Genomic DNA, 26,402 nt, shown 5'->3' with positions numbered 1-26,402 from the left:
CATGCTCCAGTTCGCGCTCAAGCGCTTCGGCTCGGCCCTCCTGGTGATGTTCGCCATCAGCGTGCTGGTCTTCCTGATCTTCTTCGCCACCCCGGGAGTCGATCCCGCGGCACGCATCGCGGGACGCAACGCCGACCCGGCCACGCTCGCCCAGGTACGGCACTCCTTCGGCCTCGACCGTCCGATGCCCGTCCGCTATCTGCTGATGATGCGTCACCTGCTGGTGGACGGCGACCTGGAGTCGTTCGTCAACCGCGGTGCCCGCGTCGTTCCCCAGATCATGCAGGCCACCCCCGTGACCCTGTCGCTCGTCGTGGGCGCGGCGCTGATCTGGATGACGGCCGGCATCCTCATGGGCACGGCCGCGGCGACCCTGCGCGGCAAGGCCGCCGACCCGCTGATCATGCTGGTCGGCGTGGTCGGTGTCTCGCTGCCGGCGTACTGGCTCGGCGAGGTCGTCAACCTCGTGACCCAGAAGCAGTTGCACGGCTCGGTGTTCTCCTGGGTGCCGCCGCCCGGCTACGTCGGCCTGAGCCAGGACGCGGGCCAGTGGGCGCTGCACCTGCTCTTCCCCTGGCTCACCCTGGCGCTGCTGTACGCCGGGATCTACGCCCGCCTGCTGCGCGGCGAGGTCGTCAACGCGCTGAACGAGGACTACGTCCGCACCGCCCGGGCCAAGGGCCTGACCGAGCGGCGGATCCTGGTGCGCCACGCCCTGCGCTGCTCGCTGATACCGATCGTGTCGCTGTTCGGCCTGGACTTCGGCGCCCTCGTGGGCGGCGCCGCGCTGCTCACCGAGGTGGTCTTCGGCCTGCCCGGCATCGGCAAGCTCACCTACGACGCCCTGCAGAACCTGGACCTGCCCGTGATCATGGGGACCGTCCTGTACGCGGCGTTCTTCGTCGTCCTCGCCAACGCACTGGTGGACATCCTGTACGCGCGACTCGATCCGAGGGCCCGCCATGCCTGAGCCTTTGCCTGAGCCTCTGCTGGACGTACGAGATCTGCGGGTCTCCTTCCGCACCCGCACCGGCCCCGTCACAGCCGTCGACGGTCTCTCCTTCACCGTCGCTCCCGGCGAAGTCCTGGGCGTCGTGGGCGAGTCGGGCTCCGGCAAGAGCGTGTCGATGCTGGCCGTACTGCGGCTGCTGACCAGCCCGAACGTGACCGTGTCGGGCGAGGTCCTCTTCCGTGGGCGTGACTTGCTCGCTCTCCCCGACAAGGAGATGCGTGCGACACGGGGCCGGGAGATCGCCATGGTCTTCCAGGACCCGATGACCGCGCTGACGCCCGTCTACACCGTCGGATGGCAGATCGCCGAGCAGATACGGGCCCACGCCCAGGTGTCCCGCAAAGAGGCGCGCGCCCGCGCCGTCCGGTTGCTCTCCGATGTCGGCATCCCCGACGCGGCCTCCAGGGTGAACGCCTACCCGCACGAGTTCTCCGGCGGCATGCGCCAGCGCGTGGTCATCGCGATGGCCCTGTCCTGCAGTCCCGCGCTGCTGATCGCCGACGAACCGACCACGGCGCTCGACGTGACCGTGCAGGCGCAGATCCTCGATCTGATGCGCGAGCTCAACGGGCGCGGATCGGCCGTGGTGCTCATCACCCACGACATGGGGGTGATCTCCCGGATCGCCGACCGGGTCCTGGTCATGTACGGCGGCCGGGCGGCCGAGGAAGGCCCGCGCCGGGCGGTGTTCCACGGTCCGCGGCACCCATACACCTGGGGGCTGCTCGACTCGGTGCCCCGCGTCGGCGGCCCCAGGCTGCGGCGGCTGCCCACCATCGCGGGCGTGCCGGTCTCGCCGGGCGGCCTTCCGCAGGGGTGCGCGTTCGCGCCGCGCTGCCGGCTGCGTCACGACCGGTGCGCCGAACGCCCCGCGCTGGCCGCGGGCGACGGCGACACCGCGCATCGCGACGCCTGCTGGCTTCCGCCCGACGACCGCGGTTCGCTGCGGCTCACGGCGCGCGCGGCGGCGACGGACGTACCGGACGTGGCAAGGGAGACGACACCGTGACGGCGCAGAACCTCGTGACCGTGGACGACGACAGCGATGCCCGGCCGGGCGGCGAAGTGCTGCTGCGCGCCACGGACGTCACCAAGCACTATCCCCTGCGCACGCAGGCGCTGTCCCGGCACCGCAGGGTGCTGCGCGCCGTGGACGGAGTGTCGCTGGAGGTACGCCGCGGGGAAACGCTCGGCATCGTCGGCGAGTCGGGCTGCGGCAAGTCCACCCTCGGCCGCTGCCTGGTACGGCTCACCGAACTCACCGGCGGACGAGTCGAGTTCGACGGGCAGGACATCACCACGCTGTCCGCCCGCCGGCTGCGACCCGTACGTCCGGGTATGCAGCTGGTCTTCCAGGACCCGCAGGCCTCGCTGAACCCCCGCCGCCGCGCCGGGGACATCGTGGCCGAGCCCCTGCTCGTGCACCGCTACGGGGACGCCGCCGCGGTCCGCCGCCGGGTCGCCGAGCTGTTCGACGTCGTAGGACTGGCCGCGGCTCATCTGGACCGCTATCCGCACGAGTTCTCCGGCGGGCAGCGCCAGCGCATCGGCATCGCCCGGGCCCTGGCCACCTCCCCGAAGCTGATCGTCGCCGACGAACCGGTGTCCGCGCTCGACGTGTCGATCCAGGCGCAGGTACTGAACCTCTTCGCCGACCTCCAGGAGGAGTTCGCGCTCACCTACGTCTTCATCGCCCACGACCTCGGAGTGGTCCGTCACGTGTCGGACCGGATCGCCGTCATGTACCTCGGCGAGATCGTCGAACTCGCCGAGACGGAAGCGCTGTACGACGCCCCCGCCCACCCTTACACGCAGGCGCTGCTCTCCGCGGCCCCGGACATCGACGACGGCACCCCGGCGGCGGACGTACCGCGCCGGGAACGCATCGTCCTCACCGGCGAAGTGCCCAACCCGGTGGACAAGCCGACGGGGTGCGCGTTCCGCACCCGCTGCCCGTACGCCCGCGAGCGCTGTGCCCTGGAACGCCCCGGACTCACGCGGACGCCCTCCGGCCGGCACACGGCCTGCCACTACCCGCTGATCGACTGACCACCGCCAACTCTCTTGTCAGGGGCGGGGTTCACCCAAGCGAGGCCGTCCTCGGAGGCCACCAAACCGCCGGCACGGACGGGGGTCTCCTCCTCCAAGGGCCCGCCGAACACGCCCCGTTCCTGCAGGATCGCGCCTTCCTGGAACACCTGGCGGACGGTGGCGGACTCCAGGAGCGGGTTGCGCAGGCCGTCGGAGCCGGGAAGGCGGCCCACGGCCCGGTCGAAGTCGGAGGAAGCTGCCGTCAGGCGCGCACCCGCGGCCCCGGGCCCGGTGAGCGACGCGTCGCCGGACGCCAGGCCGCCCACCAGCTCGACGAACGCCTCGAGTTCGGTCGCGCCGACGTTGGTGAGCTTGCGCGCCTTCCAGAAGTACGACCGCTCGTCCTGGTGCATGTCGTAGAAGGAGACCAGGAACTCGTAGAACAGGCCGTACTCGTGCCGGTAGCGGGCCTCGAACTCGTCGAACAGGCGGCCCTCGTCCAGGACTCCCGCGAGGCCGCTGTTGATCGACCGCGCGGCGAGGAGGGCGCCGTAGGTGGCGAGGTGCACGCCGGAGGACAGGACCGGATCGACGAAGCACGCCGCGTCTCCGACCAGCACCATGCCGGGCCGCCACAGCCGGGACTTCCAGTACGACCAGTCCCTGCGCACGCGGACCTCGTCGTACGGCGCCTCGGTCGCCCGGGGTACTCCGTCGAGGAGGTCCCGGACCTCGGGGCACGCGTCGATCAGGCGGCGCCAGGCGGCGGCCGGGTCCCGCTGGATCGCCGCGGCGTTCTCCTGGCTCACCACCGCGCCCACGCTCGTCAGGTCGTCCCGCAGCGGGATGTACCAGATCCAGCCCTCGTCGAAGGCGGCGCAGAAGATGTTGCCGTCGTTCGGCGCGGGGAGCCGCTCGCCTCCGGCGAAGTAGCCGAAGACCGCCATGTTCCGGAAGAAGTCGGAGTACGTCCGCTTCCCGCCGACGCGCGCGTGGATCCTGCTGCCGTTGCCGGAGGCGTCCACGACGTACCGGGCCCCGGCCTCGCGGGGCTCTCCGTCGGGGCCGGTCCACCGGACGCCGCGCACCCGCTCCTCGTCGGCAAGTACGCCGGTGACCCGGCAGCCCTCCCGTACGTCGACGCCGACCCGGCGGGCGTTGTCCAGGAGGATCGTGTCGAACCGGGACCGCTCGACCTGGTAGGCGAACGAGGTCGGATCGGCCAGCCGGGGCGACAGCGCGAACGAGAACTGCCACGGGTCCCGGCCGCGTCCCCAGCGGAACGTACCGCCGCGCTTCGGTTTGAAGCCCGCGGCGGCGACCTCGTCCTCGACACCCAGGATGCGGCACACGCCGTGCACGGTGGAGGGGAGCAGCGACTCGCCGATCTGGTATCTCGGGAACGTGTGCCGCTCGACGAGGAGAACGCGGTGGCCCTTCAGGGCGACGGCCGCCGAGACGGTCGCCCCGGCCGGACCGCCTCCGACGACGATGACGTCGTACTCCTCCATGCTCTTCGAGTGACTCACCGGTCTCCTTCCGTCGTGCGCGCGTCGATCCAGGTGCGGATCGCCGACGCCGTGGTCTCGGCGTGCTCCCGCATCATCGTCACGTGGTCGCCGGGGACGTCCATGACGTCGTGCGGCACCGGCCAGGACGTCCGCCAGCCGTCGCCGTCCTCGGCGGCCGCCATGGCCGGGGTGGGCTCCAGCGGGCGGACCAGGAGCGTGGGGGTGTCGACGGGCTCGGGGTCCCAGCCGAGGAAAAGGCGGTGGTAGGCGCCGATCGCGGCCAGGGCGCTGTCGTCGACCCCGATGACGACGGGCTCTGCGAGGTTCCGGGAGACCGGGGCGCCCAGGGACAGCAGCCATTCCTTGTCCATGGTGGCCTCGTTGACGTGGTAGGTGTCGATCAGCACGAGGCCGGCGGGTGCGGTGCCGATGCCCTCCAGGTAACGGGTCACCTCGTGGGCGACGTTGCCGCCCGCGGACCGTCCGACGATCACGAAGGGCTTGTCCCCGACGTGCCGCAGCACGGTCTCGGCATGCGTACGGGCCAGTGCGGCAGGGTCCTCCGGCACGGCGGCGCCCCCACCGATGCCGGGATGCGGGAACTCCACCACGTCCAGGTCGCCCTCGAAGCACCGGTGGAAGCGCGGGTACTCGCCGCCTTCGGACGCGTACGACGGGTGGTGGGCCGGGAAGTAGACGACGGTCGGCCGCCCCGTGCCCCGGCGCCCGCCGGCGCGGCGGATCGGCGGCAGGGCATGCTCGCGCGCTTGTGCGGCGGTGAAGGTCGGCAGGGCCCAGGACGCGGTGACCAGCAGGTGCATCGCGGCCACCGGACGGCCGCTGCCGCTGACCTTGCCGAACAGCGAGGAGAGGGAGAGGGTGTGCGCGGGCCGTTCCGCCTCCGGCGCGGGCAGGGATCCGTCCAGCAGGCCGAGCAGACCGCGGGCCAGGTCCTCCGCCGTGGGGTGCTCGAACACCACGGCCGCGGACAGCCTGAGCTTCAGGGCCAGGCTCAGCCGGTTGCGGATCTGGACCGCGGTGAGGGAGTCGAAACCCAGGTCGGCGAGGGCCTTTCCGGTGGGCAGCGCGTCGGCGTGCGGGTAGCCGAGGATCGCGGCCACGTCGGCGCGCAGCAACCGCGTGAGTGCCGCCTCCCGTTCGCCGGCCGGCACCCCGGCGAGCAGCTTTCGCCACGCCCCCGGCTCCAAGGTCTGCTCCGGGCCGGGCGCGGAGGTTCCGCCGCCCGAGGCGGTCGGCCGGGCCGGACGCACCAGTCCTCGCAGCAGGGGTGGCAGGGGTTGTCCGGCGGACCGGAGCGCGGCCCGGTCCAGCAGGATCGGCGCCAGCACGGGCGCGTCCGCTCCCAGCGCCGCGTCGAACAGCGCCAGGCCCTGCTCCGTGGAGAGGCCCGGGAACCCGCCGCCGTCACGGGACCCTGCTGGTGCGGCCATTCCTGCGCCGTGCTCCCACGGGCCCCAGGCCAGGGAGACCGCGGGCAGCCCCTGTGCGGTGCGATGGCGGGCGAGGGCGTCGAGAACGGAGTTCGCCGCCGCGTAGTTGCCCTGGCCGGCCCGGCCCAGCAGACCCGAGGCCGAGGAGAACAGGACGAACGCCGACAGATCCAGGTCCCGGGTCAGCTGGTGCAGATGCCAGGCCGCGTCCGCCTTGGGCCGCAGTACGGTCGCCATCCGCTCGGGGGTCAGCGCGGCCAGCACGCCGTCGTCGAGCACGCCCGCCGCGTGCACCACACCGGTCAGTGGAGGCTCACAGCTCTTGATCACCTCGGTCAGGGCGGCGCGGTCGGCCGCGTCACAGGCGACGATCCCGACCTCGGCGCCCAACTCCTCCAGGGAGCCGCTCAGTTCTTCGGCTCCCGGTGCCTGCGGGCCACGGCGCCCGGTCAGCAGCAGATGCCGTACGCCGTGGCGGCAGACGAGGTGCCGGGCGACTTCCGCGCCCAGTGCCCCGGTGCCTCCCGTGATCAGCACGGTGCCGTCGGGTCCGAAGGCGGGGCGGACGGAGCCGGCATCCGTGCCCTGGCCCAAGGACGCGGTCAGTCGTGGCACCGTCACCTGCCCGGCCCTGACGCGCAGTTGGGGCTCGCCTCCGGCCACCGCGGCGGGGAGCAGCCGCAGGGACTCGGGCCGTCCGTCCACATCGACCAGGACGACACGTCCGGGCAGTTCCGACTGCGCGCTGCGCACCAGCCCCCAGACCGCGGCTCCGGCCGGATCGGGCACCGGCGCGGTGGCGTCCCGCGTCACCACCAGGAGCCGTGACCCCGCCGTGCGCGGATCGTCCTGCCAGTCCTGCAGCGCCCGCAGCACTGTGCCGGTCAGCGCGTGTACGGCGGGCAGCGGATCGGCGTCCGCCGGCGGGCCGATGGCGGTGACGACCACGCACTCGGGGTCGGTCGGATCGTCCGTCCTCCCGATGCCGGGGAGGAGCCCGCCGAGGTTCAGCTCGTCCGGGCCGAGTACCGCCCAGCGCGCGGCTTCCGCGTGGTCGGGATGGCCGGGCAGTACCGCGTCGATCCAGTCGGGGCGCAGCAGGGCACGTCGTACGACGTCTGCCGCCGGGCTCGCCTGCCCGGCCGGGAGGTCTCGGGTGGCCAGGGAGTCGACCCGGGCCACCGGACGCCCCATCGGGTCGGTGAGGGTGAGCGAGATCGTGTCCGGGCCGGCCGGGGTCACCCGCACCCGCAGCTCCGACGCTCCGGCGGCGTGCAGGCGCACGCCGTTCCACGCGAACGGCACCCGGGCCGGGCGGCCCGGCTCGGGTTCGGGCGCGGCGAGGAGCGAGGCGTGCGACGCGGCGTCGAACAGCGCGGGGTGGAGGCCGAACCGGCCGGCCTCCGCCGCCTGCGACTCGGGCAGCCGGACCTCCGCGAAGAGTTCGTCGCCGCGCCGCCATGCCGCCCGGACACCCCGGAACGCGGGCCCGTAGGCGAGACCGGCGTCCGCGAGGGTGTCGTACGCGCCGGTGAGGTCCACCTCGGCGGCGCCCCGCGGCGGCCACTGCCCCGGCTCGGTCACCGCCGGCCCCGTCCCGGGCTCCTCGGTCGCTCGGCCCAGCAGCCCGGTGACGTGGCGGGTCCAGGAGGCCTCGGGGTCGTCCGCGGCGGATGCGTCGGCCTCGTCGGACTCGTCGGCCTCGTCGGCCCGGGAGTAGATGTCGACCTGCCGCCGCCCGGAGTCGTCCGTCTCGCCCACCACGACCTGAAGGCGTACCCGCGCGGTGCCGGGCAGGGTGAGCGGCGACAGGACCACGAGTTCGTCCACGGTTGCGCGGCCCACCTCGTCGCCCGCCCGGGCGGCCATCTCCAGGAACGCCGTCGCGGGCACGAGGACCGTCCCGCCGATCACATGGTCGGCGAGCCACGGCTGGGTCAGGGTGGACAGCAGCCCGGTCAGCACCGTTCGGCCGGTACCCGGGACCGCGAACGCCGGGCCCAGCAGCGGGTGATCCCCCACGGCCGCGGCCGAGCCGAGGGGCGGGGCGTCCAGCCAGTACCGCTGCCGCTGGAAGGCGTACGTCGGCAGGTCCACGCGCCGCGCGCCGGTGCCCGCGAACACCGCGGACCAGTCGACGCGCGCCCCGCGCACCTGGAGGCGGGCCACGGCGGACAGCAGCGTCTGAGGTTCCCGCTCGCCGCCGCGCGTGGCCGCGACGAGGACGGGACCGCCCCGCGCGGCGAGGGAACCGTCCCCGTCGGCCAGGCAGTCCTCGGCCGCCGCGGTGAGCACGGGCCCCGGACCCAGCTCCAGGAAGGCAGCGACCCCGTTGTCCCCGAGCCACCGCACGGCGTCGGCGAACCGCACCGGCAGCCGGGCGTGCCGCACCCAGTACTCCGGGGAACACAGCTCCCCCGCATCGGCCTGTCGGCCCGACACGGCGGAGACCACCGGGATCCGTGGCGGCCGGAAGCTCAACTCCCGTACGACCGCGTGGAATTCGTCGAGCATGGGCTCCACGAGGGGGGAGTGGAAGGCGTGGCCCACCCGCAGTCGTACGGTCCTGCTGCCACGCGCCTCGAACCCGGCCGCGACGGCGAGTACCGCGTCCCGCGCGCCGGAGATCACCACCGAGCGCGGCCCGTTCACGGAGGCGACCGCCACCCGGTTCCCGGCGTCCGGCAGCGCGGCGAGGACTTCGTCCTCGGTCGCGTCCAGGGCCACCATCGCACCGCCGTCGGGCAGCGCCTGCATCAGCCGGCCACGGGCCGCGACGAGTGCGGCCGCATCGGGCAGGTCCAGGACGCCGGAGACATGGGCCGCCGCCAGTTCCCCCACGGAGTGACCGGCCAGGAAGTCGGCCCGCACCGCCCAGGACTCCAGCAGCCGGAACAGGGCCACCTCGAAGGCGAAGAGTGCGGCCTGGGTGAAGTCGGTACGGTCGAGCAGGGCCGCCTGAGGTGAACCCGGCTCGGCCTCCGTCACCGTACGCAGCGGGTGTTCGAGACCGTCGTCCAGTTCCCGGCAGACCTCGTCGAAGGCTGTGGCGAACACGGGGAACGTGGCGGCGAGTTCGGCTCCCATGCGGGCGCGCTGCGCGCCCTGGCCGGTGAACAGGAACGCCGTACGCATGCCGGGGTCCGCCAAGCCCCGCACGGTTCCCGCTGCCGTGCCGTCGGCGAGCGCCCGCAGCGCCTGGAGCATCCGGGCCCGGTCGCCGGCCGGGATCACCGCCCTGTGGGTCAGGGCGGGCCTCGACACCGCCAGGGAGAAACCGATGTCGGCGGACGACTGGCCGGGCCGGTCCGCCAGATGGGCCGCGAGCCGTCGTGCCTGGGCGCGCAGGGCGCCTTCGTCGGCTCCGGAGAGCAGCCAGGGCACGGGCAGGGGCAGGGGGGAGTCCGCCGGGTCTTCGCGGGAGCTTCGAAGCGTCTGCTTCTCGGGAGTCGGTGGGGGCTCTTCCAGGATCACGTGCGCGTTGGTCCCGCTGATCCCGAAGGCCGACACGCCGGTGCGCCGCGGCCGGTCCTCCGACGGCCACGGCCGGGCCTCGGTCAGCAGTTCGACCCGGCCGGAGGACCAGTCCACGTGCGGCGAGGGCTGCTCCGCGTGCAGCGTCCGGGGCAGTTCCCCGTGCCGCATGGCCTGCACCATCTTGATGACTCCGGCGACCCCGGCCGCCGCCTGGGTGTGCCCGATGTTCGACTTCACCGAGCCCAGCCACAGCGGGCGTTCGCGGTCCTGCCCGTACGTGGCCAGCAGCGCCCGTGCCTCGATGGGGTCGCCCAGCGTGGTGCCCGTACCGTGCGCCTCCACCGCGTCCACGTCGCTCGCCCGCAGCCCCGCGTCGGCCAGCGCCCGCGTGATCAGCCGTTCCTGGGCCGGTCCGTGGGGTGCGGTCAGGCCGTTGGACGCGCCGTCGGAGTTGACGGCGGAACCGCGCAGCACGGCCAGCACCGGGTGGCCGTGGCGCCGCGCGTCGGACAGCCGCTCCAGCAGCACCAGTCCCACGCCCTCGCCCCAGGCGGTGCCGTCGGCCGCCGCCGAGAACGACTTGCAGCGGCCGTCCGGTGCCAGGCCGCGCTGTCGGCTGAAGGCGATGAACGGCTTGGGCGTCGACATCACGGTGACCCCGCCGGCCAGGGCCAGGGAGCACTCCCCCGAGCGCAGCGCCCGGGCCGCCATGTGCAGCGCCACCAGCGAGGACGAGCACGCGGTGTCGACCGTGATCGCGGGACCGCGCAGGCCGTACACGTAGGAGATCCGGCCGGAGGCCACGCTGCGGGCCGAGCCCAGACCCAGATGCGCCTCCAGATCATGGGTGCGGTGGAAACGGGAGGAGTAGTCGGAGTGCATCACGCCGACGAACACGCCCGTGTCGCTCTCGCGCAGCGAGCCCGGCGCGATGCCGGCCCGCTCCCACACCTCCCAGGAGGTCTCGAGGAGGAGCCGCTGCTGCGGGTCGGTGGCCAGCGCCTCCCGGGGCGAGATCCCGAACAGGCCCGCGTCGAACTCCGCGGCCCGGTGCAGGAATCCGCCGCTGCGGGTGTACGAGGTGCCGAGGCGGTCGGGGTCGGTGTCGTAGAGGCCGTCCAGGTCCCAGCCCCGGTCGGTGGGGAACTGCGAGATCGCGTCCCTGCCCTCCGACACCAGCTGCCACAGCTCCTCGGGAGAGTGGACGTCGCCGGGGTAGCGGCAGCCCATCGCGACGATCACCACCGGATCCTCGCCGACCGCTCCGGGAACCGGCCGCGCGGCGGAGGTGCGCTCCCCGGCCGCCGGCTCGAAGAGGGCGGCACGCAGGTACCCGGCCACATCGGACGGAGTCGGGTGGTCGAAGACCAGCGTCGTCGGCAGGTCCACGCCGGTCGCCGCGCCCAGCCGGTCGATCAGCGTGACGGCGCCCACGGAGGTCAGCCCGAGATCGGTGAAGGGGGTGTCCGCGTCGAGGGGGTCGCCCGGAGCGTCACCGCGGACCGCGGCCGTCTCGGCGAGCACCGTCTCGCGCAGGACGCGTTCCCGCTCCTCCCGCGCCAGGGTCAGGAGTCGCTCGCGCAGGGAGGCGTCGGTCGCCGGGGGCGGGGCGGACCGGTCGTCGGGGGCGAGGCGGGCCACTGTGGGGACGACCGCATGGCGGGCGATCTTGCCGGAGGCGGTGCGTGGGACGGCGGCGATCTCGTGGATCTCGACGGGCACCTTGTACTCGGACAACCGGGTGCGGCACTCGGCCAGCACCCGCCGCGGGTCGATCCCGTCGGGGCCCGGTACGACGAAGGCCACCGGGACCTCGCCGAGGACGTCGTGCGCCCTGCCCACGACCACGGCGTCACTCACGCCGGGACAACGCAGCAGGGCCTGCTCGATCTCCGTGGGGTGGATGTTCTCGCCGCCGCGGATGATCAGCTCGCTGACCCGGCCGGTGAGGGTGAGGTGGCCGTACTCGACGCGGCGGCCGAGGTCCCCGGTGCGGTACCAGCCGTCCTTCAGCGCGGCGGCCGTCGCCTCGGGCTGGTTGTGGTACCCGGTCATGAGCCCCGGCCCGCGCACCCAGATCTCGCCCTCGTCGCCGTCCGCGACATCGTTGCCACCGCGCGGATCGACGACCCGGACGTCCATGCCCGGCACCGGCGGTCCGCAGGAACCATCGACCCTGAGCCCCTCCGGAGGGCTGACCGCGATCATGCCGCAGGTCTCGGTACTGCCGTACGCGTTCAGCAGTGGCGCGCCCAAGGTCTCCTCGACCGCCGTGTGCAGCGACGGGGGACACGGTGCGCCCGCGACGACGCACAGCCGCAGCGCCGGGCGGGAGGACGACGAGGCCTTGCCGGCCGAGGACATCAGCTGGTGATACGTCGTGGGAACGCCCGCCAGCACCGTGAAGGGCCCGCCGAGTTCTTCGGGCGGCGAATGGAGCTCCTGCCACAGCCCTCCGGGCGGAAGGTGTTCGCCGGCGATCCTGGCGCTCGCGCCGACAGCGGTGACGCCCAGGATCGCGAAGGAGTGCCCGAAGGAGTGGAACAGTGGCAGCGGCCAGAGAACCCGGTCCTCGGACGAAAGCCCGAAGACGGGGGCGTAGACGGCCGCCGGCGACCACAGTGCGGCGCGCTGCGTGGACAGCACTCCCTTGGAACGGTGGGTGGTTCCCGAGGTGTAGAGCATCCAGGCCGGGTCGTCGAGCCCGAGCCCGAGGCCGTCGCCGGGCGGCCCACCGGGGTCCGGGGACCCGTCGTCGCCGACGGCGGTCCGGAAGAGGACGGTGCTGTCCGGGGCGTCCGCCGGAACGGGGCCGGCACCGGTGAGCAGGATGCGCAGACGGTCGTACTCGGGCTCCAGCCGCCGGAGTTGAGCCAGGTGCGCGGTGTCGGTGACGAGGACCGAAGCTCCGCTGTCCCGCAGGAAATGGGCGAGTTCGGCGTCGGAGGAGCGCGGGTTGAGGAGGACGCCGACCACTCCCGCCCGCACGGTGGCGAGGCAACTCTCCACCAGCTCCACGCGGTTGCCCAGGCAGATCGCGACCCGGTCACCGCGGCCGAGGCCCGCCCGGGTCAGATACGCGGCCAGCCTGCCGGTGCGCCGCTCCAACTCGGCGTAGGTGACGCTCCGTGAGGAGTCGGAGAACGCGACACGCTCCCCCGACAGCTCGGCGTGCCTCCTCAGTAACTCCGGTAACGGCCGGATCAGCTCGTCGTGCCTCATACGCCCTGCCTCCCCGATGCTCGGCCGTCGGCCAAGCCCCTTGCGGTACACGGGCGTCGAGCCTAGTGGCGAGGAGAGCGCGAAACGCGGGGAAAGATCGAACTCACAGGTCGAGAACGAGGCGGGGCCCGCACGAGCGGGAGACGCAGATGAGCATGGTGTCGCCGGTGGCCCGCTCGTCCTCGCTGAGCAGGGAGTCGCGGTGGTCGGGTGTGCCGTCGAGTACGTCGGTCTCGCAGGTGCCGCAGGTGCCTTCGCGGCAGGAGAAGTCCACGTCGACTCCGGCCTCCTCCACGGTTTCCAGCACCGAGCGGTCGGGCGGCACGGTGAGCGTGAGCCCGGTGCGGGCGAGCACCACCTCGAAGGCCTCGGCGGTGCGGGTTTCGGCTGTCCGCACCGGGGCGAACCGCTCGACGCCCAGCGTGCCGGTCGGCCAGTCGGCGCACTGTTCCTGCGCCGCCCGCAGCAGGGGTTCGGGGCCGCAGGCGTGCACCAGGGTGCCCTCCTCGGGTGAGCCGAGGAAGGCGGCGAGGTCCAGCAGGCCGTACTCGTCCTGCGGGCGGACGAGCACTCGGTCCCCGTAGGGCGTGAGGCGGTCCAGGAATGCCATGGAGGTACGGGTGCGGCCGCCGTACAGCAGACGCCAGTCGGCCCCCGCGGCCTCGGCCGCCTCGACCATCGGCAGGATCGGCGTGATGCCGACACCGCCGGCGATGAACAGATGGCGCGCGGCCGGCCGCAGCGGAAAGTTGTTCCGCGGCCCGCGGACGCGTACGGCGGAACCTTCCGGGAGGTGGTCGTGGACGTACGCGGAGCCGCCGCGGCCCTGCGGCTCACGCAGGACGGCGATCCGCCAGGCCTCCCGGTCGGCAGGGTCCCCGCACAGCGAGTACTGGCGGATCAGGCCGCCCTCCAGGAGCAGATCGATGTGCGCTCCGGCGGTCCAGGACGTCAGGGGCCGGTCGTCCGGGCGGCGCAGGGTGAGGGAGACGACGCCGTCGGCGGCGCGGGTACGGGTCGCCACGACGAGGGTCTGCTCGTCCGGGGGCAGCTGGTCGGTCATGGTGGGTCAACCTGGTCTCGTGCGGGGGATGCGGGCAGGTCAGGCGACGGCGTCGACGGCGCGCTCGGCGACCATGTGGGCCGTCTCGTTCACCGAGTGCGGAACGACGCGTCCGCCCGGCAGCCGTCGCACCCGGCTGACCGAGGTGTAGTCGGGGTGGAACCAGAACATGCGGGAGAGGCCGAGCACCGTCGCCAGGTAGGTGTTGGTGATGCCGCCGTGGCACACGACCGCGACCCGCCCGCCGGGGTGGGCGTCCAGGATGGTGTTCATGCCCCGCGCCGCCCGGGCCCGGAAGGCGTCCCAGTCCAGGTCGGGCACGAAGTCCTCGTACCGTCCCTCGGAGAGCGCCACCGACCGGGGGTCGTCCGCGCGGATCTGCTCCGGCGGTGTGTAGGGGTGCGAGACGTCGGTGTCCCATTCGCGCAGGTCGTCCAGGACGGTGGCGGTCATGCCGGTGAGCCGCTCCAGCGGCGCGACCGTCTCGCGGGCCCGCTGGAAGGGGCTGGTGTAGAGGGCGTCGAGGTCCTCGTGCACGAGCCAGGCGGCGAGGCGTTCGGCCTGGGCGGTGCCCTCCGGCGACAGCCCCGGGTCGTAGACGCCCGCCAGGGGGAGGCCGTGCCGGATGAGGAGGAGTTCGGTCATGGTGATCCTTCGTATGTACGGGTGGCGGGCGCGGGTTCTTCCGTGACACAGGCTCTTAGCCGGCGATGGTCCGCTCGGAGCGCCAGTAGGGGCGACGCATCGCGCGTTTGTCCAGCTTGCCCATCGCGTTGCGCAGCAGGCTCGGGACGAACTCGTAGGACTTGGGACACTTGTAGGCGGCCAGCCGGTCGCGGCAGAACCGGTCCAGCTCCTCGGCCGACGGCTCGTCCGCGGCGGGCACTACCAGCGCGCGCAGGGACTCGCCGAAGTCCGGGTGGGGCACGCCGATGACCGCGACCTCGGCGACCGCGGGGTGCCGGCGCAGTACCGCCTCGCTCTCGGCCGGGTACAGGTTGACCCCGCCGGAGACCACGACGTCGGCGGCCCGGTCGGTGATGAAGATGTAGCCGTCTGCGTCGACGTAGCCGATGTCGCCGAGCGTGAAGAGACCCGGCGCGAGATAGGCGGCCTTGGTCTTGTCCGGGTCCGCGTGGTAGCGCACTCCCCGGCCCTCGGGTGCCTGGAACGCCAGCAGTCCGAGCTCGCCGGGCGGCAGAGGACGGCCGTCGTCGTCGGTCACCAGGACCTCGAACGGAGGCTGGACGCGCCCGACCGAACCCGGATGCGCCAGCCACTCGGTGCTGCTGATGCGTGCCACGGTGCCCGCCTCGCTGGCGCCGTACGACTCGGTCAGCACCGGGCCGAACCACTCGATCATGGTCCGCTTCACGTCCGGCGGGCACGCGGACCCGGTGTGGGAGACCTGGAGGAGGCTGGAGACGTCGTACCGGCCACGGACCTCTTCCGGCAGGGCGAGCAGGCGTTGGAAGTGGGTGGGGACCATGACCGTGGAGGTGACCCGCCACTCCTCGACGCGGCGCAGGAACGCCTCCGCGTCGTACCCGCCGAGTACGACGACCTGCTGTCCGGCCGCCAGGTGCCGCAGGGACGTCAGCGGCGCGTTGTGCTGCAGTGGGCCGCACACGAGGTGCGGTCCCGGCGGGAATCCGGGCCGGTCGGCCATCGCGGCCACGTAGGCGGAGCTGTCCGCGACCGGACCGCCCACCCAGCGCACCTCGGTGCCGCGCGCCCGGCCGGTGGTTCCGGAGGTGTAGACGAGGGGCGGGCGGGCGGCCCGACCTGTGGGGTAAGTCCACCCGTCGGGCGCCGCACCCAGCCACAGGTCCCAGTCGAAGGCGTGCCCGATCGGCGGTGTTCCGTGCATCACGACCGGCAGGCCCAGTTCGCGGGCCGCCTCCAGGGCGGTGACCGCGCCGGCGGGGCCGGAGACGATCCCCGTCACGCCCGCGTCGATGATCTGGTCGACGAGTTCGCCCACCATCAGGTGCCGGGAGGTGGCGACGGTTCCCACTCCGGCGCGCAGGCCGGCCAGATGGGCCACCAGGGTCGGGATCGCGTTGTCGCCGAGGACGGCGACCCGGTCGTCGGGGCCGGGTGCGATCTCCAGCAGCCGTGCCGCCGCCCGCGCGACCTGGTCGGCGAGCTGCGACCAGGTCAGCACGGCCTGATCGTCGACGAGAGCGGGCTCGTGGGGTGTCTCCTGGGCGCGACGGTCTAGTGGTAGCAGAGACATGGCTCCTCCGGCGGCTCCTCGGGCCCCTCCCGGTGCGTGGGAGAGTCGATGCCGAGACTGTAGCGTTTATCAAGAAAGTGCGGAACACTCTGACCCGAGCCGGAAGCATCCGCCCCTGGCTTTGGCGGGCAAGGGGCCGCACATCCCGGTCCCTGTTACTGAAACCGTCATCTGGTAACTGTCCTTGAGGAGGAGCCATGTCCCAGCCCGATCTGGACGCATGGCGCACACAGGTCCGGCAGTGGCTGGCCACCGTGCTCGAACCGGCCCGGGAAGCCGAGGCCACGGGTGACCTCGCCGTCTTCCACAACCTCCCGGAGGGCGAGGAACGCCTGCTGCTGGAACGCTGCCGCGTCTACCAGCGCGCCCGCTTCGACGCCGGGTACCAGGCCCTGACCCTCTCCGAGGACAAGGGCGGAGCGGGCCTGACCGCCGCCCACGTGGCGGCCTTCGCGCAGGAGGAGTCGGCCTTCGAGGTGCCGCCCTCCACCGAGCTGATCAGCGTCACCGTGCGCCTGGTCGCGATGGCGGTCTCCCTGTTCGGGACGGCCGAGCAGCGTCAGGACCACGCCCGGGCGTTCCTGCGTACGGACCTGCTGGCCTGCCAGCTCTTCAGCGAGCCCGGCGCCGGATCCGACCTCGCCGCGCTGCGCACGCGCGCCCGGCAGGAGGGCGACGAGTGGGTGATCGACGGTCAGAAGGTGTGGACCTCGGGAGCCCAGTTCGCCGACTACGGGCTGCTGCTCGCCCGCACCGATCCGGACGTCGTCAAACAGGCGGGCATCACCGCGTTCCTGGTCCCGATGGACGCGCCCGGCGTGGAGGTGCGCCCCATCCGCCAGATGAGCGGCGGTGCCTCGTTCAACGAGGTGTTCCTCAGCGGCGTACGCGTTCCGGACCGGCTGCGGATCGGGCGCCCAGGGCAGGGATGGGAGGTCGCCACCACCACCCTCGCCTTCGAACGGACCGCCTCCGGCACCGGCAACCGGCGCAAGGGCGGCACCTTCCCGGACGTGCTCGCCCTCGCGCGCTCGCTCGGCCGCACGGGGGATCCGCTGGTCCGCCAGCAGCTCGCCGATTTGTACGTACGCACCGCGCTGCGTGCCGCCACCGTGGACCGCGTCGCCAGGACGAGCGCCACCGGCGGCCGACCGGGCCCCGAGGCGTCCCTGACCAAACTCATGGCCTCCGACCTGCTGAGCCGCACCGGACAGGTCGCCGCCGAGCTGATGGGCGCCCGGATCAGCGCCGACACCGGGGAGCCGGGCACGTTCGCCTGGACCCAGCACCTGCTGGGCGCCCCCGGCTACCGGCTGGCCGGTGGCACCGACCAGATCCAGCGCAACCTCATCGGCGAGCGCGTACTGAAACTGCCGCCGGAACCACGGGTGGACCGGGTGCCGTTCTCACAGCTCCCCGGCAACTGACACACCGGCCGCTACGGCCATCACGCCATCTCGTCATCACAAAGGAGTGACATCCATGGATCTGGGACTGACAGGTGCGAAGGCACTGGTGACCGGTGCGAGCCGGGGTATCGGCCGGGCCATCGCGGGAACCCTGGCCGCCGAGGGCTGCGCGCTGGCGCTGTGCGCCCGGGGCGAGGAGGCGCTGGCCAAGGCCGCCGCCGAGTTGCGCGGCGAGGGGGCGACGGTGTTCGCCGAACCGGTCGACGTCACCGACCCGGCCGCGCTCGCGGGCTTCGTGGAGCGGGCGGCCGGCGAACTGGGCGGCCTGGACCTGCTGGTGTCCAATGTCTCGGCGGGCAACGTCAAGGGCCCCGAGTCATGGGAGGCCAGCCTGCGCGGTGACCTGATCCCGTTCGCCGGACTGGTCGAGGCGGCCATGCCCCACCTGGAGGCCTCCGACCGGGCAGCCGTCGTCGCCATCGGCACCACCAACGCCTCCGACACGGCCCGCCCCGCCGGAGCCAACTCCTACTCCGCCATGAAGGCCGCGGTCGTCCAGCATGCCTCCGCCCTGGCGCACGCGCTCGCTCCGAAGGGCATCCGCGTCAACACGGTCTCCCCCGGCCCGATCGACTTCCCCGGCGGCGCGTGGGAGACCATCCGCACCAGCCGCCCGGAGGTCTACGAGGAGGTGCTGGCCAAGCTGCCGATCGGCCGCTACGGCACCGCCGAGGACGTGGCCGCGGCGGTGGCGTTCCTGCTCGGGCGGACCGGCTCCTTCTGCGTCGGCGTCAACCTCGTGGTGGACGGCGGGCTGCTGACCCGCGTCCAGTACTGAGCCGTGGCGGGCCCGGCCGGCCGCCTCGACGCCGTACTGGTCTGCGGCGGCAAATGGCACGACTTCGACTACGCGCGGCTCCGGCTGCTGGAACTGCTCGGCGATCACCCGCGGGTACGCACCAGCGTCCACCAGGGCTACGACTGTGTCGCCGCGCTGGAGCAGGCCGACCTGCTGGTCACGTACACCTGCGACGTCCGGCCCCGCCCGGCCGAGCGGGCCGCGCTGGCCCGGTTCGTCGAGCGCGGCGGGCGCTGGCTCGCCCTGCACGGCACCAACGCGGTGATCGAGGCGCCGGCCCCCGGCGGGCCGCGGGTGTTCACCACTCCGCGGCTCCTCGGGGAGCTCGCCGAGGTGCTCGGCAGCCAGTTTCTCGCGCACCCGCCGATCGAGCCGTACGTGGTGCGGGTGACCCGGCCGGACCATCCGCTGGTCGCGGGGATCGAGCCGTTCACGGTCACCGATGAGCTGTACGTCTGTGAGCTGCACGGGGAGCTGGAGGTGCTGCTGCACGCCGAGTACACGGGGCCGTGCCGGGGGTTCGCCGAGGGTGACACGGCGGCGCTCGATGACGCGCCGCGGCCTGTGCTGTATCTGAAGCGGCACGGCTTGGGGGAGGTGTGCTGCTTCACCCTCGGGCACTGCCGGGGGCGGTACGACGTGCAGGACCTCGGTGTGGACGACACGGGGTGGGTGGACCGGGGCCCCTGGGAGACGACGGAGTTCCTGACAGTTCTGGGACGGTGTGTCGAGAGGGTCGTGGGTGGTGTCAGAAGCCCGGTGGGCAGCTGAGCGAACCTGGGGCGCCGCCCCGGGGGTTTTTCGCCCCCGCCGCCCCTACCCGTCCCATCCCTGGGGGCTGCCGCCCCCAGACCCCCGCTTATCGGCCTGAACGGCCTCGTCCTCAAACGCCGGACGGGCTGATTTCAGCCCCTCCGGCGTTTGAGGAGCGGGGGTCCAGGGGGCAGAGCCCCCTGGCGGGGTCTGGGGCGGAGCCCCAGAAGGATGGGACGGGTAGGGGCGGCGGGGGCGAAGAAACCACGCCCGCAGCCCGCCTCACCCGTGCGGCAGCACCACCGCACGGCCGTTGATCTCCCCCGCATGCAGACGCTCGTACGCCGCCGGAGCGTCCTCGATCGAGAACGTCTCCACATGGGAGGAAACAAGCCCCTGCCGCGCGAGCCCGACCACGTCGATGAGCTCCACCCGGCTCCCCCAGTAGGGCGCCGACGCGGACACCCCGAACGGCACACCCCCACCGAACCCGATCGCCAGAGTCCCGCCCCCGATCCCGACGACGGTCACATCCCCCGCCACCGCCACCACCGCGGCGGCCACCGCCAAGGTCGCCTCGGCCCCCACGAAGTCCAGCACCACCTCCGCCCCCGTGCCGCCGGTGAGTTCCCGTACCCGTGCCGCCGCCTCGCCATCGGAGAGCAGCGTCTCGTGGGCGCCGACCGCACTCGCCAGCTCCAGCTTCTCCTTGCTCACATCGAGAGCGACCACCCGGGCCGACGTCAGCGCACGCAGCAACTGCACGGCGAGATGCCCCAGACCACCGACACCGATCACCACCGCCGTACTGCCGGGCACCAGCTTCGGCAGGGACGTCCTGATCGCATGATACGGCGTCAGCCCGGCGTCGGTGAGCGGTGCCGCCTGCACCGGGTCCAGTCCGCCCAACGGCACCAGATGGCGGGGCGAGTCCACGACCATGTACTCGGCGAGGGCACCGGGAGAGCCCAGACCGGGCGGCATGATGCCGAGCCCGGCGGCGTGCGGGCAGTAGTTCTCCCTGCCCTCGGCGCAGGTGCGGCAGTGGCCGCAGCCCCACGGGCCGTACACGGCCACCTCGTCGCCTTCCGCCACCTCGGTGACACCGCTGCCCAGAGCGGCGACGGTTCCGACGCCCTCGTGGCCGAGCGTCATCGGCAGCGGATAGGGGAACTGTTCCTCGGGCCAGCTCATGACCGCCAGGTCGGAGTGGCACAGCCCCGCAGCCGTCACCTTCAGCAGCACCTGGCCCGGGCCCGGTTCGGGCACCGGAACCTCGACCACCTCGGGCCCGGCACCCACCGTCCGGTACTGAACCGCTTTCATCATCAGATCTCCTTGTCAGGGGTGGTTTGAGGCTCGGCGGGCGGCGACTTCCGGCGGCGTAGAGCCGCCGGTAGCGCGATCCGCCCACCCGTGAGGACCAGCGCGACGATGAGGACCGAGCCGGTGAACAGGCTCGCGGCCCACTGCGCGCTGGTGGCGAGCCCGAGCCCGGTGATGCCGGTGCCGAGCAGCAGCACCGCGAGGACGGTGCCCCAGGCGTTGAAGCGGCCCGCGCGCAGCTGGGTCGCCCCGACGAAGGCCGCCGCGTAGGCGGACAGCAGATACGGCGTGCCGGCGGTCGGCGATCCGGATCCCACCGAGGACGCGAAGACGATCCCGGCGAAACCGGAGAGCAGCGCGGACGCCACCAGGGTCAGGAACCGCAGCCGGTCGGTGCGCACCCCCTGCAGGCGTGCCGCGTCGGCGTTGAAGCCGGTCGCGTACAACCGGCGTCCGCTGGCGGTGTGTTCCAGCAGGAACCAGATGGCCGCCGCGGCGAGCAGCAGATACAGCACCGGCAGCGTGATGCCGCCCGCGTCCAGCTGGGCGATGCTCGCGAACGGCTTCGCCAGCAGCTGCACACCGGTGATGGAGCTGTCGTTGGTGACCATGGTGATCAGGGATTGGATCAGTGCCCCGGTGGCCAGGGTGGCGATGAACGAGTCGACGCGCAGCACCACCACCACGACCCCGTTGACCACGCCGATCAGCAGCGCGGCGGTCATCGCCAGGGAGATCGCCGCGCCTGGGCCCAGGCCCGTGGAGACCATGAAGTAGGCGGTCAGGACGCTGGTGAGCGACATGGTGTAGGCGACGGACAGGTCGAAGACGCGCGCGGCCAGCGGCAGTACGACGCTCAGGGCGACGAGCCCGGCCACGGCGTTGCCGTTCAGGATCTGCTTGACCGTGATGGCCGTCGGGAACGTCTCCGGTGCCCAGACGGAGAAGAGCACGACGATGACCAGCCACACATAGACGGCGCCGATGTTCCGGAACGACAGGGCCGCCGCTGCCCGCCGGCCCCACGCGACCGGGGTGGGCGCGGGTCTGTCCGGTTCGGGCGGTGGTGCGGCGGGGCTGAGTCCCGCGGCCCGGGTCGGGGTGGATGTCATGTCACTTAAGTCCCTTCCATGGCATGGACGAGCGCGGGCTCGGTGATGTCCCGGCCGCCGATCTCCCGTACGACCCGTCCGTCCCTCACCACGAGGACGCGGGTGCACAGCGCGAGCAGGTCCTGGGTGTCGGAGGAGGACACGATGACGCCCATGCCCTCGTCGGCCTGGCGCTCGATCAGGTCGTACAGCTGCAGGCGGGTGCCGATGTCGACGCCGGCCGTGGGTTCGCACAGGACCAGCACCGGTGGGCGCTGGGCCAGGCAGCGGGCCATCACGACCTTCTGCTGGTTGCCGCCGCTCAGCGTGGTGATCCGGGCGCCGCGACCTGCTGTGCGCACCCCGACCCGCTCGATCCACTCCTCGGCGAGAGCGGCCTCCCGTCCTCGGTGCAGCCGGCCGACGCGGGCGCGGAGGCGGTCGAGGAGGGGAAGGGTGAGGTTCTCCCCCACCGAGAAGTCGCCGATCACTCCCTCGCCGGCCCGGTCCGCGGGGACCAGCGGGAGGGCCAGCCGGCCTGCGTCGCGCATGTCGGTCCACCGCTCGGTGCGCTCCGGCAGCCGCAGCCTGCCGCGCACGGGCCCGGTGTGGGCCCCGCACACCGCGTACGGCACGATCTCGTGGCCGGAGCCGACGAGTCCGGTGATGCCCAGGCGCTCGCCCCTGGCCAGGTCGAAGGCGACTGAGCGCAGGGGGCCTGCCCACAGGTCGCGGACCTCCAGTACGGCCTCGGAGGGACGGGCAGAAGGCACCGGCCGGTGGTCGGTCTCCGTCTCCTCGCCCGCCATGAGCTCCGCCAGCGAGCGCGGAGTGAGGCCGGCGACGGGGAGGGTGGCGATCCGTCGCCCGCCGCGGATCACGGTGACCCGGTCGGCGAGGGCGAAGATCTCGTCCATCCGGTGCGAGACGTACAGGACGCCGGCGCCGGTGTCGCGGATCTCCCGCACGATGTCGAAGAGCCGGGCCACCTCACCGGGCGGCAGTACGGCGGTCGGCTCGTCGAGCACCAGGACACCGCGCCGGCCCTCCCAGCCCTGCAGCGCGGCGGCGATGGCCACCACCGCGCGCTGGACGGGAGAGGCCAGGGCCAGGGGCCGGCGTACGTCGATGCCGAGGCCGAACCGTTCCACCAGCGCGGTCGTCCGCCGCTCCATCTCCGGCCAGCGGATGTTGCCGATGGCCGTACGGGCGAAGCCGCGGCTGAGCGCTAGGTTGTCGATGGCGCTCAACTCGCCCACCAGGCCCAGCTCCTGGTGGACGAAGCGGAGCCGGTCGTGCCGGGAGGCGGCGACCTGGCTCAGGTCGAACGGCTCGCCGTCCAGTTCGGCCACCGCCCCGGGGTCGGCGTGGTGGTAGCCGGCGAGGATCTTGATGAGGGTGGACTTGCCGGAGCCGTTGGGTCCGATCAGCGCGTGGATCTCGCCGGGTGCGACTTCCAGATCGACGTCCTTCAGCGCCTGGGTTCCGCCGAACCTCTTCGACAGGGCGGCCACCCGCAGCACCGGCCGGGTCAACTCAGCCCCCACAGCGCCTTGAACTGCGCCTGGTAGTCCTCGACGAGCGGGAAGTCGCCGTCGGCGGAGGGGAGGTTGTCCTTGGTGACCAGCATGTTGGGCAGCACCGCCTTCTGGTCCACGTCCATGGACTGGCCGGTGAAGTGGCGGGCCAGCGCGTCGGCCTGGAGCCATGCCGTCTCGTGGGAGTTCAGCGCCATGGCCCCGTCGGTGAGGCCGCCCTCGATGTACTGGTAGCTCTGCGCGTCACCGACGTTGACGACGAGGTGCTTGCCGGTGATGCCGGCGGTCTTCAGCGCGGCCGGGACGCCCACGTTGAGCAGGCCGAGGGAGAAGACGACGTGGGTCACCTTGGGGTGCGACCTGAGGTACGACACCACGCGGTCCGGCATGTCCTTGCCGACCGCCGTGATCGGCACGTCGACGGCGTCGAGAGCGCAGCCCTCGCACCATTCCTCGTACTTGGCCGCGAACCCTTCCTTGACGGGCTTGAGGATTGTGTAGGCCGGAAGGTCGAAGTACACGGTGTCGGCCTTGGCGCCGCTGTCCGACACGACCCATGAGGCGATCATCTCGCCCTGGATGCCGACGTCCTTCGGCCCGTTCTTCAGCAGGGAGATGCCGTCGCCCACCACGTCGTCGGCGTTCGACTGGATGACGGGGATGCCCGCCGCCTTCAACCGCGCCAGTTGCTTGGCGTAGACCGCGCGCGGGAAGCCCGAGGCGACGACGGCGTCCGGCTTGTCGCGCAGGGCCTGCTCGTAGGCGGCCTGGACGGACTCCGGTGTGCCCTGCGTGGCGATCTGATTCACCGTCCAGCCGAGTTCCCCGGCGGCGGCCGTGAAGAAGTCGGCGAGGTCCTTGCAGGACTGGACGCCGCAGAGAATGAAGTCGATCTTCTTGCCCGCGGGGATCTTCTTGCCCACCGGCTCGGTGACGGGGATCCGGGCCGGGCGCTCGGCGTACTTCGCCAAGGCCGCACGGGCCGCCGCCAGGCCGGGGCTGTCCGACGCCGGCTCCTGGGACACATCGGCCGCCGGAGTCGTGTCGGTGTCGGTGCCGCACGCCGTCAGGGCGAGCAGGGCCGTGACGGGGATGATCGCGGTGAGGGCGCGGCGGACCGCGCGAGCGGGTCTGGAACTCATCGTTGAGTACTCCCACGCATGAAGGGTCGAGAAGGCTGCGTGCACCGCCGTCGTGGGGTACGGCGCGGGCCGCAGGGGTGCCCCCGCGGCGCTGCGGCCGGGGCGGGAAGACTCCGCCTCGAACCAAGAAACTTATGAGGCACTACAGCCTCAAGTGCGTCGGAGTGTGACACGCCCCGGCAGACTTGGGGAGAGGTCGGTCGCAACAAATTCAAGGCTCGCTGGCACATTGTCTCGACGACCTCGGCCAATGCGGTGCCCGAGCGGCGTCGCGAGTGTTGCCCCCGGCCGCACCCGCTAACTACACTCACTCTAAAGTTTCTGCCGGAGGAGAGATGATGGACGAAACGTCGGAGTCGGTCACCGCGCGGTGCCCCGGGCCCAGCGTCCAGGACTACCTCGCCCAGGACAGCCGCCCCGTTCCCGCCGCGCTGAAGTACGACAGGAACGACTACATCGGCAGCGAGGACATCGACTCCGCGCGCTTCGTCTCCCGAGAATGGGCGGAACGCGAGATGCGCCAGGTGTGGCGGCGCGTGTGGCAGTTCGCGTGCCTGGAGAGCGAGATCCCGGAGGTCGGCGACCACGAGGTCTACGAGATCGGCGACGACTCGCTGATCGTCGTACGGACGGCCCCCGACGAGATCCGCGCGTACGTCAACGTATGCCTGCACCGCGGCCGCAAACTGCGCACCAGCGGCGGCAACGTCGGCGAGTTCCGCTGCTCGTTCCACGGTTTCGCCTGGAACCTCGACGGCACCATGCAGACCCCGCCCTGCGCCTGGGACTTCCCGCATGTCACCCCGGAGAAGTTCTCACTCCCCGAGGCCCAGGTGGCCACCTGGCGCGGCTTCGTCTTCATCAACATGGACCCGTACGCGGAGTCCTTCGAGAGCTACCGCGGCACCTTCGACGAGTACTACATCTGGCCGCTGGAGGACCGCTACAAGTCGCTGCACATCGCGAAGGTGCTGCCCTGCAACTGGAAGGTCGCCCAGGACGCGTTCATCGAGTCCTTCCATGTGATCGCCACCCACCCGCAGATGCTGCCGTGGCTCGCCGACGCCAACTCCCAGTACGACGTCATGGCGGACCAGCCCAACTGGAACCGGATGATCAACATCCAGGGTGCGCCCAGCCCCCACGTGGCGGACTCCGTCACGGAGGAGGACGTACTGGAGACGTTCTACGACTCGCGTGCGTTCTACGCGGCGGCCCAGGGCCGTGACCTGGTGATGTCGGACGGGGAGGAAATGCCCCCGATCCCGCCCGGTGGCACCGCCCGACAGGTCCTCGCCGAGCGGATGCGCGCCCAACTGGCGGCCACCTCGCACCAGGACTTCTCCCAGACCGCCGACACCGAACTGCTGGACGCCATCAACTACCTGCTGTTCCCCAACTTCAACCCCTGGGGCGGCGCCAAGTCCAACATCATCTACCGGTTCCGGCCCAACGGGCTCGACCCCGACTCCTGCACCGCCGAGATCATCTTCATGTCGGCGCCGAAGAAGCCCGGCGAGATGCCGCCCCCGGCCAAGATCCGCTGGGTGCCGGAGGACATGCTCTTCGCGGACATCCCCGAACTCGGTGTGCTCGGGCCCGTCTTCGACCAGGACTGCGAGAACCTCCCCTACGTCCAGCAGGGGCTGAAGGCGATGCGCAAGCCGGGCATCACCCTGGCCAACTACCAGGAGAGCCGCATCCGCCACTTCAACCAGACGCTCGACCGGTGGATGAACACGTGACCCACCGTGTGGCGGTCCGGCCCTCCGGCGCCGAACTCGAGGTGCTCGACGGCGAAGACCTGTTCAGCGCCGCCCAGCGGCTCGGGTATCGCTGGCCCACCGTCTGCGGTGGCAAGGGCACCTGCCGTACCTGCTTCGTACAGGTCGACGAGGGCACCGAGAACTGTTCTCCCGTGGACCCGCTGGAACGCGAGGGCATCGAAGCCCTGCGCAGACCCGTGGACGGCCTGACCCGGCTCGCCTGCCGGCTCCGGGTCGAGGGCCCGGTGACCGTGACCAAGCGCGGCGTACGCCGCCGAGTGCAGGAGTGAGCGCCATGTCCAAGCAAGTGATCCATCCGCTGACCGGGCATGTGTACCGGCTCACCGAGGACGGTCTGGTCGAGGTGACCGACCCGAAGACCGGAGCACAGGGCACCTTCGACTTCCAGGCCCGGTGGCAGTCGGGCGAGCTGCGCCACGCCGACCTCCAGATGGCCGGCTGGGTGGGCCGCCTCGCCCGGCGGCGTGTCGACCGGCAGCCGGAGGAGTGAC

At 72.3% G+C, this 26,402-nt stretch carries 18 protein-coding genes; 9 read left to right on the top strand and 9 right to left on the bottom strand.

What is annotated here, in order from left to right; all coding sequences use genetic code 11:
* Position 1: 1 nt before the first annotated feature.
* The 3 genes from CLM62_RS39635 to CLM62_RS39625 are packed head-to-tail and all read left to right on the top strand — an operon-like array spanning position 2 to position 3,061.
* On the top strand, positions 2-970 hold the full coding sequence (locus CLM62_RS39635; RefSeq protein ID WP_095754780.1) for an ABC transporter permease: 969 nt from the start codon (positions 2-4) through the stop codon (positions 968-970).
* A 4-nt stretch (positions 971-974) separates the two neighbouring features.
* Positions 975-2,021, top strand: a complete 1,047-nt coding sequence (locus CLM62_RS39630) for an ABC transporter ATP-binding protein (protein WP_373559233.1) — start codon at positions 975-977, stop codon at positions 2,019-2,021.
* On the top strand, positions 2,018-3,061 hold the full coding sequence (locus CLM62_RS39625; RefSeq protein WP_218835661.1) for an oligopeptide/dipeptide ABC transporter ATP-binding protein: 1,044 nt from the start codon (positions 2,018-2,020) through the stop codon (positions 3,059-3,061). Before CLM62_RS39630 ends, CLM62_RS39625 begins: the two co-directional genes overlap by 4 nt.
* Here the strand turns inward: CLM62_RS39625 and CLM62_RS39620 are convergent.
* The 5 genes from CLM62_RS39620 to CLM62_RS39600 form a co-directional block, all read right to left on the bottom strand.
* Positions 3,043-4,554 carry a tryptophan 7-halogenase gene (locus CLM62_RS39620; RefSeq protein ID WP_095754778.1) on the bottom strand — a complete coding sequence of 504 codons (1,512 nt, stop codon included), beginning with the start codon at positions 4,552-4,554 and terminating at the stop codon, positions 3,043-3,045. The two genes, CLM62_RS39625 and CLM62_RS39620, sit on opposite strands and share 19 nt — an antisense overlap.
* A gap of 14 nt (positions 4,555-4,568) precedes the next feature.
* Positions 4,569-12,704 carry a type I polyketide synthase gene (locus CLM62_RS39615; protein ID WP_095754721.1) on the bottom strand — a complete coding sequence of 2,712 codons (8,136 nt, stop codon included), beginning with the start codon at positions 12,702-12,704 and terminating at the stop codon, positions 4,569-4,571.
* A 103-nt stretch (positions 12,705-12,807) separates the two neighbouring features.
* Complete coding sequence (locus CLM62_RS39610) at positions 12,808-13,767, bottom strand: PDR/VanB family oxidoreductase (protein WP_095754720.1); 960 nt, start codon at positions 13,765-13,767, stop codon at positions 12,808-12,810.
* Positions 13,768-13,806: 39 nt separating this feature from the next.
* Positions 13,807-14,412, bottom strand: coding sequence for a histidine phosphatase family protein (locus CLM62_RS39605; RefSeq protein WP_095754719.1), 606 nt, complete (start codon positions 14,410-14,412; stop codon positions 13,807-13,809).
* A 55-nt stretch (positions 14,413-14,467) separates the two neighbouring features.
* Positions 14,468-16,006 carry an AMP-binding protein gene (locus tag CLM62_RS39600; RefSeq protein ID WP_095754718.1) on the bottom strand — a complete coding sequence of 513 codons (1,539 nt, stop codon included), beginning with the start codon at positions 16,004-16,006 and terminating at the stop codon, positions 14,468-14,470.
* Positions 16,007-16,203: 197 nt separating this feature from the next.
* Here CLM62_RS39600 and CLM62_RS39595 point away from each other — a divergent pair, with 197 nt between their 5' ends.
* The 3 genes from CLM62_RS39595 to CLM62_RS39585 are packed head-to-tail and all read left to right on the top strand — an operon-like array spanning position 16,204 to position 19,045.
* On the top strand, positions 16,204-17,433 hold the full coding sequence (locus CLM62_RS39595; RefSeq protein WP_095754717.1) for an acyl-CoA dehydrogenase family protein: 1,230 nt from the start codon (positions 16,204-16,206) through the stop codon (positions 17,431-17,433).
* A 55-nt stretch (positions 17,434-17,488) separates the two neighbouring features.
* Complete coding sequence (locus CLM62_RS39590; RefSeq protein WP_095754716.1) at positions 17,489-18,253, top strand: SDR family NAD(P)-dependent oxidoreductase; 765 nt, start codon at positions 17,489-17,491, stop codon at positions 18,251-18,253.
* Positions 18,254-18,256: 3 nt separating this feature from the next.
* The gene (locus CLM62_RS39585; protein WP_095754715.1) at positions 18,257-19,045 is read left to right on the top strand and encodes a ThuA domain-containing protein; all 789 of its coding nucleotides are present in this window, start codon (positions 18,257-18,259) and stop codon (positions 19,043-19,045) included.
* A gap of 264 nt (positions 19,046-19,309) precedes the next feature.
* On the opposite strand, the gene CLM62_RS39575 is transcribed toward CLM62_RS39585, so the two are convergent.
* The 4 genes from CLM62_RS39575 to CLM62_RS39560 are packed head-to-tail and all read right to left on the bottom strand — an operon-like array spanning position 19,310 to position 24,124.
* Positions 19,310-20,353 (bottom strand): NAD(P)-dependent alcohol dehydrogenase, encoded by a 1,044-nt coding sequence (locus CLM62_RS39575; protein WP_095754777.1) that lies wholly within the window; start codon positions 20,351-20,353, stop codon positions 19,310-19,312.
* A 2-nt stretch (positions 20,354-20,355) separates the two neighbouring features.
* Positions 20,356-21,465 carry an ABC transporter permease gene (locus CLM62_RS39570; RefSeq protein WP_095754714.1) on the bottom strand — a complete coding sequence of 370 codons (1,110 nt, stop codon included), beginning with the start codon at positions 21,463-21,465 and terminating at the stop codon, positions 20,356-20,358.
* 5 nt (positions 21,466-21,470) lie between these two features.
* Positions 21,471-22,991 (bottom strand): sugar ABC transporter ATP-binding protein, encoded by a 1,521-nt coding sequence (locus tag CLM62_RS39565; RefSeq protein WP_179382420.1) that lies wholly within the window; start codon positions 22,989-22,991, stop codon positions 21,471-21,473.
* The gene (locus CLM62_RS39560; protein WP_095754712.1) at positions 22,976-24,124 is read right to left on the bottom strand and encodes a substrate-binding domain-containing protein; all 1,149 of its coding nucleotides are present in this window, start codon (positions 24,122-24,124) and stop codon (positions 22,976-22,978) included. The genes CLM62_RS39565 and CLM62_RS39560 overlap by 16 nt, the downstream gene beginning before the upstream one ends.
* A gap of 338 nt (positions 24,125-24,462) precedes the next feature.
* On the opposite strand from CLM62_RS39560, the gene CLM62_RS39555 reads away from it, so the two are divergent.
* The 3 genes from CLM62_RS39555 to CLM62_RS39545 are packed head-to-tail and all read left to right on the top strand — an operon-like array spanning position 24,463 to position 26,401.
* Entirely contained in the window at positions 24,463-25,869 is a 1,407-nt protein-coding gene (locus tag CLM62_RS39555; protein WP_257004354.1) for an aromatic ring-hydroxylating dioxygenase subunit alpha, read from the top strand.
* A complete protein-coding gene (locus CLM62_RS39550) occupies positions 25,866-26,180 on the top strand; it encodes a 2Fe-2S iron-sulfur cluster-binding protein (protein ID WP_095754710.1) in 315 nt (104 codons plus the stop codon). Before CLM62_RS39555 ends, CLM62_RS39550 begins: the two co-directional genes overlap by 4 nt.
* Positions 26,181-26,185: 5 nt before the next feature.
* A complete protein-coding gene (locus CLM62_RS39545) occupies positions 26,186-26,401 on the top strand; it encodes a transposase (RefSeq protein ID WP_095754709.1) in 216 nt (71 codons plus the stop codon).
* The last annotated feature ends 1 nt before the right edge of the window (position 26,402 follow it).

It is taken from the genome of Streptomyces sp. SA15 (genome assembly GCF_002291145.1).
Taxonomy (GTDB): Bacteria; Actinomycetota; Actinomycetes; order Streptomycetales; family Streptomycetaceae; genus Streptomyces.
Note: the sequence above shows the minus strand (reverse complement) of the source record. Positions and strands in the feature narration are given on the sequence as shown.

Excerpts from the sequence above, each read along its gene's own strand:
- CLM62_RS39610 (WP_095754720.1), bottom strand. The coding sequence starts at position 13,767 with ATGACCGACCAGCTGCCCCCGGACGAGCAGACCCTCGTCGTGGCGACC.
- CLM62_RS39575 (WP_095754777.1), bottom strand. The coding sequence starts at position 20,353 with ATGAAAGCGGTTCAGTACCGGACGGTGGGTGCCGGGCCCGAGGTGGTC.
- CLM62_RS39570 (WP_095754714.1), bottom strand. The coding sequence starts at position 21,465 with ATGACATCCACCCCGACCCGGGCCGCGGGACTCAGCCCCGCCGCACCA.
- CLM62_RS39620 (WP_095754778.1), bottom strand. The coding sequence starts at position 4,554 with ATGGAGGAGTACGACGTCATCGTCGTCGGAGGCGGTCCGGCCGGGGCG.
- CLM62_RS39635 (WP_095754780.1), top strand. The coding sequence starts at position 2 with ATGCTCCAGTTCGCGCTCAAGCGCTTCGGCTCGGCCCTCCTGGTGATG.
- CLM62_RS39605 (WP_095754719.1), bottom strand. The coding sequence starts at position 14,412 with ATGACCGAACTCCTCCTCATCCGGCACGGCCTCCCCCTGGCGGGCGTC.
- CLM62_RS39615 (WP_095754721.1), bottom strand. The coding sequence starts at position 12,704 with ATGAGGCACGACGAGCTGATCCGGCCGTTACCGGAGTTACTGAGGAGG.
- CLM62_RS39595 (WP_095754717.1), top strand. The coding sequence starts at position 16,204 with ATGTCCCAGCCCGATCTGGACGCATGGCGCACACAGGTCCGGCAGTGG.
- CLM62_RS39600 (WP_095754718.1), bottom strand. The coding sequence starts at position 16,006 with ATGTCTCTGCTACCACTAGACCGTCGCGCCCAGGAGACACCCCACGAG.
- CLM62_RS39590 (WP_095754716.1), top strand. The coding sequence starts at position 17,489 with ATGGATCTGGGACTGACAGGTGCGAAGGCACTGGTGACCGGTGCGAGC.
- CLM62_RS39555 (WP_257004354.1), top strand. The coding sequence starts at position 24,463 with ATGGACGAAACGTCGGAGTCGGTCACCGCGCGGTGCCCCGGGCCCAGC.
- CLM62_RS39560 (WP_095754712.1), bottom strand. The coding sequence starts at position 24,124 with ATGAGTTCCAGACCCGCTCGCGCGGTCCGCCGCGCCCTCACCGCGATC.
- CLM62_RS39545 (WP_095754709.1), top strand. The coding sequence starts at position 26,186 with ATGTCCAAGCAAGTGATCCATCCGCTGACCGGGCATGTGTACCGGCTC.